The 14,280-nt window shown below is 41.1% G+C and carries 13 protein-coding genes; all 13 read right to left on the reverse strand.

Annotated features, from left to right (window positions below):
• Nucleotides 1-8: 8 nt before the first annotated feature.
• The 13 genes from hpaE to bshA all read right to left on the reverse strand — a co-directional run bounded on the left by hpaE (nt 9) and on the right by bshA (nt 14,277).
• Nucleotides 9-1,523 (reverse strand): 5-carboxymethyl-2-hydroxymuconate semialdehyde dehydrogenase, encoded by a 1,515-nt coding sequence (gene hpaE, locus NYE63_RS17945; protein WP_342602148.1) that lies wholly within the window; start codon nt 1,521-1,523, stop codon nt 9-11.
• A gap of 78 nt (nt 1,524-1,601) precedes the next feature.
• On the reverse strand, nt 1,602-2,522 hold the full coding sequence (gene hpaI / locus NYE63_RS17950; protein ID WP_342605817.1) for a 2,4-dihydroxyhept-2-ene-1,7-dioic acid aldolase: 921 nt from the start codon (nt 2,520-2,522) through the stop codon (nt 1,602-1,604).
• 106 nt (nt 2,523-2,628) lie between these two features.
• Nucleotides 2,629-3,306 carry a GntR family transcriptional regulator gene (locus NYE63_RS17955; protein ID WP_342602149.1) on the reverse strand — a complete coding sequence of 226 codons (678 nt, stop codon included), beginning with the start codon at nt 3,304-3,306 and terminating at the stop codon, nt 2,629-2,631.
• Nucleotides 3,307-3,588: 282 nt separating this feature from the next.
• Nucleotides 3,589-4,773 carry a pyridoxal phosphate-dependent aminotransferase gene (locus tag NYE63_RS17960; protein WP_342602150.1) on the reverse strand — a complete coding sequence of 395 codons (1,185 nt, stop codon included), beginning with the start codon at nt 4,771-4,773 and terminating at the stop codon, nt 3,589-3,591.
• A 15-nt stretch (nt 4,774-4,788) separates the two neighbouring features.
• Complete coding sequence (locus NYE63_RS17965; RefSeq protein ID WP_063233239.1) at nt 4,789-5,265, reverse strand: DUF5590 domain-containing protein; 477 nt, start codon at nt 5,263-5,265, stop codon at nt 4,789-4,791.
• Between the two features lie 18 nt (nt 5,266-5,283).
• Nucleotides 5,284-5,454, reverse strand: a complete 171-nt coding sequence (locus NYE63_RS17970; RefSeq protein WP_065310840.1) for a YpmA family protein — start codon at nt 5,452-5,454, stop codon at nt 5,284-5,286.
• Nucleotides 5,455-5,606: 152 nt separating this feature from the next.
• Entirely contained in the window at nt 5,607-8,387 is a 2,781-nt protein-coding gene (gene dinG / locus NYE63_RS17975) for an ATP-dependent DNA helicase DinG (protein WP_342602151.1), read from the reverse strand.
• Between the two features lie 160 nt (nt 8,388-8,547).
• Entirely contained in the window at nt 8,548-8,931 is a 384-nt protein-coding gene (panD, locus tag NYE63_RS17980; protein ID WP_054400285.1) for an aspartate 1-decarboxylase, read from the reverse strand.
• A gap of 25 nt (nt 8,932-8,956) precedes the next feature.
• Nucleotides 8,957-9,805: a pantoate--beta-alanine ligase gene (gene panC, locus NYE63_RS17985; protein WP_342602152.1), complete on the reverse strand. Its 849-nt coding sequence runs from the start codon at nt 9,803-9,805 to the stop codon at nt 8,957-8,959.
• Nucleotides 9,802-10,638 (reverse strand): 3-methyl-2-oxobutanoate hydroxymethyltransferase, encoded by an 837-nt coding sequence (gene panB / locus NYE63_RS17990; RefSeq protein WP_342602153.1) that lies wholly within the window; start codon nt 10,636-10,638, stop codon nt 9,802-9,804. The genes panC and panB overlap by 4 nt, the downstream gene beginning before the upstream one ends.
• Before the next feature lie 339 nt (nt 10,639-10,977).
• Nucleotides 10,978-11,958 carry a biotin--[acetyl-CoA-carboxylase] ligase gene (locus tag NYE63_RS17995; protein WP_342602154.1) on the reverse strand — a complete coding sequence of 327 codons (981 nt, stop codon included), beginning with the start codon at nt 11,956-11,958 and terminating at the stop codon, nt 10,978-10,980.
• Nucleotides 11,943-13,124 (reverse strand): CCA tRNA nucleotidyltransferase, encoded by a 1,182-nt coding sequence (locus tag NYE63_RS18000; RefSeq protein WP_342602155.1) that lies wholly within the window; start codon nt 13,122-13,124, stop codon nt 11,943-11,945. Before NYE63_RS18000 ends, NYE63_RS17995 begins: the two co-directional genes overlap by 16 nt.
• Before the next feature lie 13 nt (nt 13,125-13,137).
• The gene (bshA, locus tag NYE63_RS18005) at nt 13,138-14,277 is read right to left on the reverse strand and encodes an N-acetyl-alpha-D-glucosaminyl L-malate synthase BshA (protein ID WP_342602156.1); all 1,140 of its coding nucleotides are present in this window, start codon (nt 14,275-14,277) and stop codon (nt 13,138-13,140) included.
• Between the last annotated feature and the right edge of the window lie 3 nt (nt 14,278-14,280).

Here is a 14,280-nt window from a genome sequence, read left to right on the forward strand (position 1 = left end):
AACACGGATTATTTTTCAGCAGAAGAAACGGCATTTTGTTTTACGTCTCCAAATTTCGGAATGTGATGTTCGCCAATTGCTACGTGGATAACTTGTGTTTCCGTGTAGAATTCAAAGCTATAATGGCCACCTTCACGTCCTACGCCACTATATTTCGATCCTCCAAATGGTATCCGCAAATCCCTGACGTTTTGGGAATTCACCCAGACCATCCCGCTATCGACAGCTTGTGCAAACCTATGTCCACGTTTCATATCATTGGTCCATACATAAGCCGCTAGCCCATATTTTACATCATTAGCCATTCTCAGTACTTCCTCTTCAGTCTTGAAAGGAATGACTGCCATGACTGGTCCAAAAATCTCTTCCTGTGCTACTGTCATATCATTTGTACAGTTCAAGAGAAGCGTCGGGGCAATATAATTCCCTTCCTTGAACGCACTCGGTATGGCACCGCTTACAATTTCCGCCCCTTCATCTTTTGCTATATCCAGATAACGGGAGACATTATTATAATGGTTACGATGGATCAGCGGTCCGATTTCCGTTTCTGGGTCCATTGGGTTTCCAATTTTGATATTATGAACACGTTCCTTCAATTCTGCAACGAACTGGTCTATTATCGATTCATGGACAAATAATCTAGAATTGGCTGTGCAGCGCTCCCCATTGAATGAATAGATTCCCCATACCACTGAATCCAAGGCCTTTTCCAGATCGGCATCTTCAAAAATGACCGCTGGTGATTTACCTCCGAGTTCCATGGAAAAACGTTTCATTGTATCCGCACCATTTTTAATGATTTCAGCGCCAGTCGTCGTTTCTCCGGTAAAGGATATCAATTGGACATCAGGATGGGCAACCAAGGACGCCCCTGCTGTCTCCCCAAAACCGTGAACGATATTGAATACGCCTTTTGGCAGACCGGATTGGTCAATGATTTGTGCCAATTTATTGGCAGTCAGTGGGGACCACTCCGCCGGTTTAAGGACACATGTATTACCTGTAGCCAGGGCCGGGGCGATCTTCCAGGTCTCTAACATGAAAGGCGCATTCCAAGGAGTGATTAATCCTGCCACTCCTATCGGTTTATGAATCGTATAATTGATGAAAGTGTCATCCACTTGATACGACTCTCCTATTAGCCTGCTTTTCACCATCTCAGAATAAAAACGGAAATTCTCCGCTCCCCTTGCCGCCTGTTTTTTTGTTTGGCTAATCGGCAACCCTGTATCAAGGGATTCCAAAAAGGAAATTTCTTCTGCATTTTCTTCAATTAAATCAGCAATCCTATTAATGTACTTCAATCTTTCTTCCACTTTCATCGTTCTCCATGGGCCATTATCGAATGCAGATCTTGCGGCAGCTACCGCTTGATCGATATCCTCTTTAAACCCTTCTGCCACATTATTGATTGCTTGATTATTAAAAGGGCTTAGATTTTCAAATGTTTTTCCTGAGATACCATCGACAAATTGACCATTGATGTAATGCTTGACATCTTGCACGGGAAAAGTTTGCATGATAAATCCTCCTTTAAAAATTAATTCGGGAAGATGACAATAATCGATTAGATTTGTGCAATCTTCCCAATCTAGCAATTATGACTGGATTATTTGGTCAATCAACCCGTATGATTGAAGGGTTTCACGCAGTTCTTTTTCCAATGGTTCCGAAGGCGGTCCCATAGGCGGCCTTAATGCAGGATTGATTTTCCCCATCATCCCCATCGCAGCTTTTAATGGTCCTGGATTGGTTTCTTTAAACAAGACATCATTCAATGGCATTAATTTGTAATGGAGGTCAAGTGCCTTATCCACATCACCCTCCACCCAAAGGTTATAAATTTCCGCAACTTCTTTAGGAGTGATATTTGCAGTAGCACTTATATGTCCTGCCCCTCCAATAGCCAACATTGGATAGCATAATAATTCGATGCCCGAATATAAGAGAAAATCCCTTCCGCAATTCAATAAGACACGGTTCACATGTTCGAAATCTTTATTAGATTCCTTTACACCAATAATATTTTCACAATCTTCAGCAAGACGTGCCAATGTCTTCACTTCTAAATTCGTCGCCGTTCTTCCGGGAATGTTATAAACGATAAGCGGGATATCAACAGAATCGGCTACCGTTTTAAAATGATTGTAAAGTGCCTGTTGATTCGGTTTATTGTAATAAGGAACGATGACTAAAGCAGCATCCGCGCCCATTTCCTGTGCCCTTTTTGTCAAATGCAACGTTTCTTTCTGATTAGCAGATCCAGTACCGGGTGCAACTGGAACACGGGCTTTTGCTGCTTTAATTGCCGTTTCCATCACTAATTCCCTTTCCTCAATTGTTAGTGAACTCGGCTCACCGGTAGTCCCGCATACCGAGACACCATGGGAACCGCTTTCAATATGCCAGTTTACTAGATTTTCAATTGCCTTTACATCCACTTCCATCTTGTCATCAAACGGAGTGATAATGGGAGCGATGGATCCTCTTAAACGACTTTTGATTTCCTCGTACATTATTTCTACCACCTTTTCATTATTTGAATATTCCGAATAATCCAAGTGAAAAAATCGGCTTTGATTTTATGAATAATCGATTGACTATTATAAAACAAAGCCTGGGTAATCAAAGTGCCTGATCGTGATTAGTTTCCGCCCTCTGCTTGAATGTGCTGATGGCATTCAGTTTATGTTTTCTCACCAATGATTCAATTTCTTCAAAAGATGCTTTTTCCTTTAGAAGCTTTATGATGCTTTCATGTTCGCAAATCGATTGGACTGCGCGTTGCGGCACCATGGTGAACATGGACTTTCTGACTCTATTCATTCTTTGTTGCGCTTGTTTAATTTCTTCCTTTAAAAAGGAATTTCCGCACTTTTCATAAATTTCCGCATGGAAGCATTCGTTTAACTTACCAAACAGCTCTAATTCAAAGTTATGGAGGGCTTTTTCCATTTCTTTGTTTAAATTAATTAGATTTTCAAAATCATGATCATTCATCGTTAAAGAACTGAGGGCAGCTGCATATCCTTCAAGCAAAGATAAAACTGAAAGAGTTTCAATGTATTCGCTTTCATTAATGCTTGTAACCACTGCTCCACTATAAGGCTTATATTGAATAAGGCCGTCAGATTCCAGTTGTCTGATTGCTTCCCTGACAGGAATCGGACTTAAACTTAGTTCTTTTGCTGTTTGATCGATAATGATCCGCTGTCCAGAACCATATGTTCCATCCAAAATTAATTTACGAAGGTGCTCATAAGCTATTTGCTTTTTACTGGGGTTTTTGTTTTTCTCTTCCATATTTTTATCATATATGAAATCATATATGATTGCAATCGATTTTTATTAAAAATCATATATGATTTTTTCTTTACAAGCTTGTTGTGCCATATATAATGATCAGTTCATTTGAATAGTCTGAATGTAACAAAAATCAAGTGGTCCACCTTTTCCTTTGCCATAGTGAAGTGAACTAAAATGCTTATCATGCCTTCTTCCCGAAAGTGCCATATCGAAATATAATCCAACAAAAAAAACCTGCAGATCCTGATGTAGCCAGGTAGTCTGCAGGTTATTAAAAATTTATGCCATTTTTGATTTAACGAATGAATGTATTCTTTCAACGGCTGCTTCCAGCAGCTCCAATGAAGTTGCATAAGAGAGTCTGATGTTATCAGGTGCACCAAACCCTGAACCTGGAATAACAGCCACTTGAGCTTCTTCCAGTAACGCAGTCGTAAAATCTTCGACATTGCTGTACCCTGTTAATTCAACTGCACTTTTAACATTCGGGAATAAATAAAATGCCCCTTGTGGTTTAATGCAGCTAAAGCCTGGAATTTCAACCAATTTATCATATATCTTATTCAAACGGCCTTCAAATGCCTGACGCATTTCTTCAACAGGCTCCTGAGTACCTTCATAAGCGGCAATCGCACCATATTGAGCAGTTGTGGTAGGATTGGATGTACTATGGCTTGCAAGGTTCGTCATTGCTTTAATGATTGACTCATCACCGACTGCATAACCAATTCTCCAGCCAGTCATCGAATGCGATTTAGAAACACCATTGATGATGATCGTTTGCTTTTTCAATTCAGGTGAAATCTCTGCAATGGATGTATGTTTAGCATTTCCATAAACCAATTTTTCGTATATTTCGTCGGAAACGATCAAGATATCATGAGCCAGGCAAACTTCCCCGATAGCCGCCAATTCTTCCCTGGAATAAAGCATGCCCGTTGGATTGCTTGGAGAGTTGATGATAACCGCTTTCGTTTTTTCGGTAATTGCTTGTTCTAATTGTTCTTTAGTGATTTTATATTGATTTTCTTCCGTACCGACTACATAAACTGGCTTACCGTCAGCAAGCTTGATTTGCTCAGGATAGCTCACCCAATATGGTATCGGAACAATGACTTCATCTTCTTCATCCAGGATAGCTTGAAACAATGTGTAAAGCGCATGCTTTGCACCTGAGCCAACTACAATTTCAGACGTTTTGTATTCCAAGCCTTGATCACGCTTCAACTTAGCCGCAATTGCTTCTTTTAGCTTCGGCAGACCAGCGGATGGCGTGTATTTAGTTTGACCTTCATTCATGGAAAGAAGTGCTGCATCTATGATATGTTTGGGCGTATTATAGTCTGGTTCACCAGCACCCAAACCAATTATATCTAGACCTTGTGCCTTAAGTTCCTTTGCTTTTGCCGTGATGGCCAATGTTGTTGATGGCGTTAATGACTGAACGCGGTTCGCTAATTTCATTTTAAATCCTCCATTCTAAATGCTTCGATAATACTTTAGCCATTCCCCAGTTTTAAAATCATAATAGTCATAGTTAAAACGCTCGGATTCATCAAGATACGTTACTTCCCAAAGCGGAACGTTCTTTTCCATGCCTAGCTTAACCGAAATGATTTTTTGGGGATTAAGCTTTTCTTTGACAATGTTTAAGATCTCTTTTTTTGATTTACCATCTTTATAGTTTTCCACTACTATTTCTTTCTTCTTGTCCTCAGGAAGCCAGACTATTTTTTTAGTCCCTTTTTCCCCCTTACCAATGATGACGGAGTATGAATCCTGCCCATTATAAAGGTAAAATTCTTCCATTGTCACAAGGCCGCCCTCTTCCTTTGCCTTTTTGAAAGCCTCATTACCAGCCTCTTTTTTAGGCTGCAACGCTTTAATATATGCCCCGCTGACAAATCCGATAAAACAAAGGACCAGAATAGAAGCAATAATCAACCATTTTTTCAAAGCTGCTTTTCCTTCTTTCTATGTACGATAAATTGTAAATATCGCTTTTTCTTGATCTTGGGAATCCAGTGCCAGGCCGAACATTAAGTCATCTTTTTTCAATGTTCGGTTCAAAGAATCCACAATTTTATACAGATCAGGAGAATGTTGCAACCTGACTGTTGAAATTACTTCGATTTTACTTTCCATGAAAACGCCCCTCCATTTTAATAATTTGTCAACAACCACTGGTATGAATAGGATTTGAAGGCTTTACTACCTATCACATTATACCAGCTCAAAGGTTATTTTTCTTTATAAATTCATAAAAATTCATTTTGGATTAATGAATAATCTAAAAATTAAATCCACTCTTCTATCATTTCAGCCATTTCTGTTATTGAGGCTTGGTGCCAGTCCACTTCCGGAATGGACTTCTGAAATTCAGATCCATATTTGGCAGTGATGATACGGCGATCAAGAATAACCAATACCCCTTTATCTTCTGGAGTGCGTATAAGCCTGCCGAATCCTTGTCGAAACCTTAACAGGGCTTCAGGTAAAGAATACGCAGAGAAAGGATTACGCCCTTGCTTCTCGAGAAGTTGGCATTTTGCAGCTGTCACTGGTTCATCCGGTGGCGAAAAAGGCAGCCTGACAATGATTAAACAAGATAAATCCTCGCCGGGAATATCCACGCCTTCCCATAGGCTGGTTGTCCCAAACAGGACGGCTTTCTCGAAGTTTTGAAAATTCCTGAGCAGCCTCATCCGGCTTCCGCCAGAAATCCCTTGCGCAAACAGGGTGAACTCATCCAGAACGCCACAATCTTTGATGGAATGATAGGTTGCCCGCAGCATTTCATGCGAGGTGAATAATACCATCATCCTCCCTTTCGCTGCCTGAGCGGCTGCAATAATATGGTTTGCCACGGTTTCGGAGAATTCCTCCACCGATAAGCAATTAATATCTGGTAGATCATTGGGAACCAGTACCTTTACGAGTTCCTTATAAGGAAAGGGTGAAGGAAAACTTGCTGTCTGCATTGGCTCATTCTCTAGACCGAGTTGTTCTTTAAAATACTTAAAAGAATCCTTCACCACAAGGGTGGCCGATGTCATGACCACACTTTTTTGGCGCCCGAAATAGGAATCCCATAACCGTTTACTTCCTGCAATCGGCTGAACCGTCAAAGTCACCCCATGCTGGGGCGCTGCATTTGTATAATCAAGCCAATAAATATTTTCCTCATGCGGCTTGATGAAAAATTCATGCAAGGAGTCCCTGGTATCCTGTAAATGTCCAAGCAGCACCTCGATATCATTCAAGTGAAATAATGAATTTTTTCCTAAGGGGGACTCATTATTCAATAAAAGGGCCAATCTTTTCTCTAACTCCGTGATGATGTATCCTAATAAATCCACCAATCGCTCAGCAACAAGAATAGCTTTACCCCATCTACCATCATCTATTTTGAATGAAAGCCGTTTCGGACGCATCGAACGTGAAAGTTTTTCCGACTGATTGGAAATGTAATAAAAAAGCTGTTCGAATTCATACGAAAAATCACTAAGCTTTTGATCTAAGTCATACGTAGACTTCCCATCCGTCAGTCCATTATTTAAGAGCATCCTGTCCAATTTATATAATAATTGCTTTTGATCTGATGTCCCTAGCCTGTTCAAAACCGTCTTCACCGAAATGTAATTAAGCCTGCTCCCAAGCTGTTTAGATGCTGCCTGTTCCAAATGGTGTGCTTCATCGAGAATCAAATACCCTTTTTTTGGAATCAAGGCGTCTTCTGTAAGCAGATCCGTCATCAAAAATGAATGATTAGTAATGATGATATCCGCCTTGGCAGCTGTTCTTTTTGCCCGTTCAAAAAAATCCAATTCAAGCCAGGGCTGTTTTAAGCCGGCGTATGTAAGACCATCACTTTGAAGCCTATTCCAAAATAGTTGACCGCCGCTTGTAAGATTCAATTCATCTTTATCACCTGTTACGGTTTCAGTAAGCCAAACCAATATCTGCATTTTCGTTAATGCCGTTTCATAATTATCTTCCTTCTCACGCAATGCCCTTTCGAACTTTGCCAAGCTCAAATAATTACTTCTCCCCTTTAGCAAAACAGCTTGAAAGTTAAATGGAAGGATTTTCTTAAGCTTAGGAACCTCGTTTTGAAGAAGTTGATCCTGTAGCTGAAGCGTATACGTCGAAACGACGACAGGTTTATGATGTTTTTTTGCAAAATAAACGGCCGGAAGCAGATAGCCAAGGGATTTTCCAATACCTGTCCCAGCTTCAATGATTGCATCCTGGCTGGATTCGAAGGAATGGTGAATCATGTTCATCATATCAAGTTGTCCGCTTCTTGCTTCAAAGGCAGGGAATGCACTTTGGAGCATGGCTATTTTTTCTTCATCATCGAGCGGGAATTTCGACGCCGTATCTTTATGATCACCTTCTTCTTCAGCCTTTTTAAATGCAAGGCCCCTATAAGTAATGAGATCAGGTGAATGGACTTCTGCTTTAGCAAGTTTGCTTGCAATGCAAGCATCTATTAATTCGGAAACCTCACTTTGTAAGGAATAAGATAATCGATATAACTGTTTAAGTGTCATGACTGGAAGATTCATCAGCTTTTTTTTCAATTCCAACAATAATAAAGCGGTGGCATATGCATCACTATCCGCTTGATGGGGCCTGGAATGATCTAGGTTTTCTTCTTTAGCCAGCTGGTGCAGCTTATATCCATCGGATGTTGGTTTTAATATTTTCGCTAACTCTACTGTATCAAGGGTGGAGCCATAAAACGGCTCAAACCCGCATCGTACTAGTTCTTCCTGTAAAAAAGATAAATCAAATAAAACATTATGGGCAACAAAACAAGCCCCTTCTATAAGCCGGGCAATATTTTCTGCAACATCTTCAAAGTCAGGTGCATTTTTTACCGTCTCGTTGCTTATTCCGGTCAATTCTTCAATAAACAAGGAAATTTCCTGTCCAGGGTGGATGAATGTCGAGTATTCATCCACAATTTGGTCATTTTCGATGACCACGCCAGCAAATTGAATAATCCTATCTCCTTTTTTCGGAGAATTCCCTGTTGTTTCCAAATCGACCACTACATATCGTTGCATCATGAATTGTACACCTCAAACTTCGCTTTCTCCACTTCCTGATGGAATTCTCTTATCTTTTTTATACCATAATAATCGTAATAAAGGAAACAAGCCGTTCATCAACAGACTAAAAGGGCCGGCACCTGTATGCATGATTCATGCACATGTGCCGGCCCTCCGCTTACATGATTGTAGCCGCAGGTTCGTTTGAAATCAAATCAATGATTTTGTTGTTTTCATCCATGATCGCAACTTTTGGTTTGTGATCACCCAGTTTATCCTCTGAAACCATTACGTAAGAAATGATTATCACGATATCATCCGGCTGCACTAGTCTAGCTGCCGCTCCATTCAAACACACGACACCGCTGCCCCGTTCACCCGCAATCACATACGTTTCAAGTCGTGCACCATTATTATTATTCACGATGGCGACTTTTTCATTAGGCAGAATACCCACCGCATCAATAATGTCTTCATCAATCGTAATACTGCCTACATAATTCAAATTAGCTTCAGTTACCCGTGCACGGTGGATTTTTCCATTCATCATCGTTCGAAACATCTCTATTCCCCCAGATCTTCTTGAATTATTCTACATATAAGGTGATATTATCAATTAGTCTTGCATGCTCGAACTTTACAGCCATTGCAATGATGACGTTTCCTGCCAGCGATTCAAGTGGTTTAAGTTCAGGGTATTGATAGACTTCAATATAGTCGACCACTCCGCTTGTATGGGCAGCAATATGTTCACTTACTAAGGCCAAGACGGTTGCTGCATTTCTTTCACCTGATTTAACCGCCTCTTTGGCCTTTAATAAACTTTGGTACAGCTCTTTAGCCTCCATGCGTTCTTGATCTGATAGGTTAACATTTCGCGAGCTCTTCGCTAACCCATCTTCTTCGCGAACCGTATCTACAGCAACAAGCTGGATAGGGAAATTAAAGTCTTTGATCAGTCCATCTATCACGGCGACTTGCTGTGCATCCTTCTTACCAAAGTAAGCTCTATCCGGAAGGATGATATTGAAGAATTTCGTTAAGACTGTCGCTACACCATCAAAGTGTCCAGGCCTTTGTCTCCCGCATAAAACATCCGTCCTGCTTTGGACAACAACTTTCACAGATGGTTCTTCACCGTACATTTCGTGGACTGTTGGATAGAAGAGATAATCCACTCCGCCATTGGCTGCGACATTTTCATCCCGTTCCAAATCCCGCGGATATGTTTCAAAATCCTCATTGGGTCCAAATTGCATCGGATTCACAAAAATACTCAATACCACAATATCATTTTCTTTGCGCGCCTTTTCCAAAAGGGTGGCATGCCCCTCATGTAAAAACCCCATTGTCGCTACATAGCCAATGCTTTTGTGATTGTTTTTTTCCTCTCTAAGTGCCAGTTGCAAATCAGCTGCTGATGTAAAAGTTTTCATCTTTTCCCTCCGTAAAGTTCAGAAAGCTGCTCTTCCTTCATCGTAAAAGTATGTTCTTCCGACGGAAAATCTTTAGATTTCACTTCATTCACAAAACTTGTTATCGATTGGCCAATCAGTTCATTTGCATCTCCATAAACTTTTACGAATTTCGCTAGCCGGTCTACCCCATACTTGATAACATCATGGTAAACGAGGACTTGACCATCCGTTTCTACGCCTGCCCCAATTCCAATGGTTGGAATTCCGAGGTTCCGTGTGACGAGTTCCCCCACTTGATATGGAACACATTCAAATACTACTGCCATCGCCCCCGCCGCTTCACACTTTCTCGCATCTTCCAAGAGCTGTGCTGCACTTTCGGCATCTTTTCCTTGCACTTTATATCCGCCCAGAACGCCGACTGATTGAGGAGTCAAGCCAAGATGGGCTACAACCGGGATGCCCGCCTTGGTCAATGCTGATATTTTTTCAACAACATTATCAGCTCCCTCAAGCTTCACGGCATCCGCATGACCTTCCTGCATGATCCGGGCTGCATTCTTGAGCGTTTCATCCATAGATAGGTGATAGCTCATAAAGGGCATATCCGTCACGACAAAAGTATCTGGTGCCCCGCGTTTTACTGCCTTTGTATGATGGATCATGTCATTCACCGTAACTGGAATCGTTGAGTCATATCCCAATACGACCATTCCTAAAGAATCGCCGACTAAAATCATGTCTACACCTGATTGTTCGGCTAACTTTGCTGACGGGTAATCATAAGCCGTCAGCATGACAATTTTCTCTTGGTTTTGTTTCATTTTCAAAAAATCTCCGGACAATTTCATTACGTTTCCTCCTTTTGATGGAGGAGATGAAAACATCAGCGAAAACTGGTGTCTATACATTCATGCGCAAAAAAAAGATTGACTAAAAAAGTATCTGTTTCGCTACGAAAAATGGCTTAAAAAGCCAAATATCGATCAATAAACAGACTTATCTTTTTAGTCAACCTTAGTTTCATCAGAAGTTTCATCCCTCCGTCCCCGTCCAGTTCTCTGGATCAAGGCAGATTTTCAAATAATTTGGTATTGATGGGGGTGCAGTTCACATGAGATACTGCCCACTTGCATTATATCAAGCCAAATTGAAAATTTCTATTTAATTTTCACGAATTTGACAAAAATCTACTGAATTTCAATATCTGCAGAATATATCGAATGTACTGTTCCTTTTCCGTCTTCAAGAAGTAAAACGCCTGAATCCGTTATTCCTAAAGCTTTTCCGACAATCGTGTCATTAACGGTACTGGCTTTGATAACCTGACCAAGACTGATCGCATAACTCTCCCATAAATCCTTTATTGGCATGAAGCCTTGATCTAAATAGAGTTCGTACAAATTTTCCAGACGAAACAATGCTCGTTGTATGACCTTGGACCTTGAAACCGTCCCTCCACTTTCTATGAGAAGGGAAGACGCTTTTTCCTGCAGTTCTTCAGGAAAATCCTCCAATTGCTGATTGATATTCATTCCAATTCCGATAATGACAGAATGGATTCTATCAGACTCCGCCTGCATCTCCGTCAGGATGCCCACCACCTTCTTGCGATTCACCAAAATATCATTCGGCCACTTTATTTGTGGCTTCAAATCAGTGGTATCCTCTATAGCCTGAGCAACTGCGACCGCGGCCAATAATGTAAGTTGTGGAGCCTCATGAATCGGGATTTTCGGTCTTAGGATGAGACTCATCCATATGCCGCTGAATTTTGGGGAATGCCAAGATCTCATTAGCCTTCCTTTTCCGGATAACTGCTCCTCGGCAACGACGACGGTTCCCTCCTGAACGCCTTCATTTGCTAGTTGATGCGCAATTTTTTGAGTGGATTCTACAGTTTCCTGATAATGGATCATCTTGCCGATCGTTTTTGTTTCCAAGCCAAGTTGTATTTCGCTCTCGGAAACTTTTTCAGGCGCTGATATGATCCGATAGCCTTTTTTCCTAACGGCTTCTACATTATAACCTTCACTGCGCAGGTCTTCTATATGCTTCCAGACGGCTGTACGCGAACAGCCAATGTATTCAGCAATTTCCTGACCGGATATAAACGCACCATCCGCTTTTGAGAGGGCTTCCATCAGCTTCGTTCTTAACTCAGATTGCATTTCACCAGCCACCTCTTTATTTCTTCTTTATCATTTCTTAATTCTTCATTCAAGACAGCTTCCAATATTTTTTCCAAGTATTCTTTGACCCATGGACCTGGCTTTTCTTGTTGCCAATTCAATAAATCCGTCCCCGTAACGGCAAGATCCGACATTTGTTTTATAATAAGTTCATTGTAGCGTCGATGTGCATTCTCCTCCGCATCCGATACATTACCGCCAGTCAGTGCCGCCCTGACTTTAGCAGCTTGTACAGTTACCCCATGACCTGCCTGAAATACATCGATGGCTGATGATTCTTTCTTCACTAGCTGTATCGTACGTTGAACGTTTCTTATGGTTTTCACTGGCAGCTTCCATTCCCTCAAAGCCTCTTCCATTTCCTGATCCTTTGTGTGAATCATGATTATGGACCATATTTCTGCCGCTTTTAGCTGATGAAGCGGCAGGTTCAGCAATTCCATTAAATGATCTTTTTTACTGGAGAATAGAGGCAGGTATTGATATAATCCGCTTTCCAGCAAGAGTGAGAAAGCCCTTATCTTATTGGAGCCGGCCACTAGCTTCTCAAATTCAACCAGGATTCTTTCGACAGCGATTTCACTGATGATCTGGGCGTTCTCTTTAAGGGAATCAAAGGTTTCTTGATCCAGTTCAAAATCAAGTTGACTGACGAACCTTAGAGCACGCATCATTCTTAATGCATCCTCATGAAACCTTTCATGCGGGTTGCCAACCGTAATAATCCTTTTTTCTGCCAAATCACGCTTACCATTAAATGGATCTATGATCTTTCCTGTCTTATCCATTGCCATTGCATTCATCGTAAAATCTCTTCTTTGCAAATCCTCAGTCAAAGAACGGACAAATTGCACAGTATCGGGTCTGCGAAAGTCCGAATATCCGCTTTCTGTTCTAAACGTTGTAATTTCGTATGTATCCGTATCCGTAATAACAAGCACTGTCCCGTGGTCGATCCCGATATCAGCCGTATTAGGAAAAATCCTTTTTATTTCCTGGGGTGTTGCCGAAGTAGCGATGTCCACATCGTTTATGGGCCTGCCAAGGATATAATCCCTTACAGAGCCGCCAACGAAATAAGCCTCGTATCCTGCTTCTTCAATCAATTCCAGAATGGGTACTGATTTTAAGAATAACCGATCCATCAGCATCCCCTCCCTATTCCATGGATTTATCTTTAAGTGCTTGAATGTAGATGGCTTCATATTCTGACATGATCGTATCGGAGTGAAAATTAGTATTGGCCCTTTCCAGCGCAGCTTCAGAAAAGCGTTTATGTAAAATCGGGTCGCTTAAAAGTCCAATCGCTTTTTCAGCAACCATTGTGACATCTCCCAATTCACAAATATAACCAGTCTCCCCATCAACGATGACTTCAGGAATTCCCCCGATATTCGTACCTATACAAGGAACTCCACATGCCATCGCCTCGAGCAGCACAAGACCGAAACTCTCTTTTTCCGATAACAGGAATATCAAATCACTGATTGAATATAATTCGGCAAGGTTATCCTGCTTACCAAGAAACAAGACCAAATCATCGATTCCAAGATCTTTAGCCAATTTCAATACGGTTGTCACTTCCGGCCCGTCTCCTACGAGTAGAAGCTTTGCAGGCGTTTTCTTTTGAGTTAAATAAAACGCCTGGATGACGTCTTTCACTCGCTTGACCGAACGGAAATTCGAAACATGTATGATCACTTTTTCATCTTCACTGATTCCGTATTCATCCTTAAGGTAATCGGAATCAGATTTATGGTAATCTCTTTCATCAATAAAATTATAAACTGTTTTGATTTCCTTTTCAGGCGCGATTAATTCGTGCGTTTGCTGAACAAGGGAATTAGATACTCCCGTAACGACATCGGATTGCTCTATCCCGAATTTTATCAAATTGGTCAAAGAGGGATCATGGCCTAATACGGTTATATCCGTACCATGCAGTGTGGTTACGATCTTTACTTCATTACCTGACATCTGCTTTGCAAGGATCGCACAAACAGCATGGGGAATTGCATAATGAACGTGAAGGATATCTAATTTCTCCCGTTTTACGACATCCGCTATCTTGCTCGCAAGCGCCAGGTCATATGGTGGATATTGAAAGACTGAATATGAGTTCACTTCAACCTGGTGATAAAAAATATTACAGTACATCTTATTCAAACGAAAAGGGATGCTTGAAGAAATGAAATGTATTTCATGTCCTTTTTCTGCAAGCATCTTACCTAATTCAGTTGCTACGACACCAGAACCCCCAACTGTAGGGTAACAGGTAATTCCAATTTTTAATTTCATAAG

The sequence above is a fragment of the Peribacillus sp. FSL E2-0159 genome, assembly GCF_038643155.1.
GTDB classification, from domain to species: Bacteria; Bacillota; Bacilli; order Bacillales; family DSM-1321; genus Peribacillus; species Peribacillus simplex.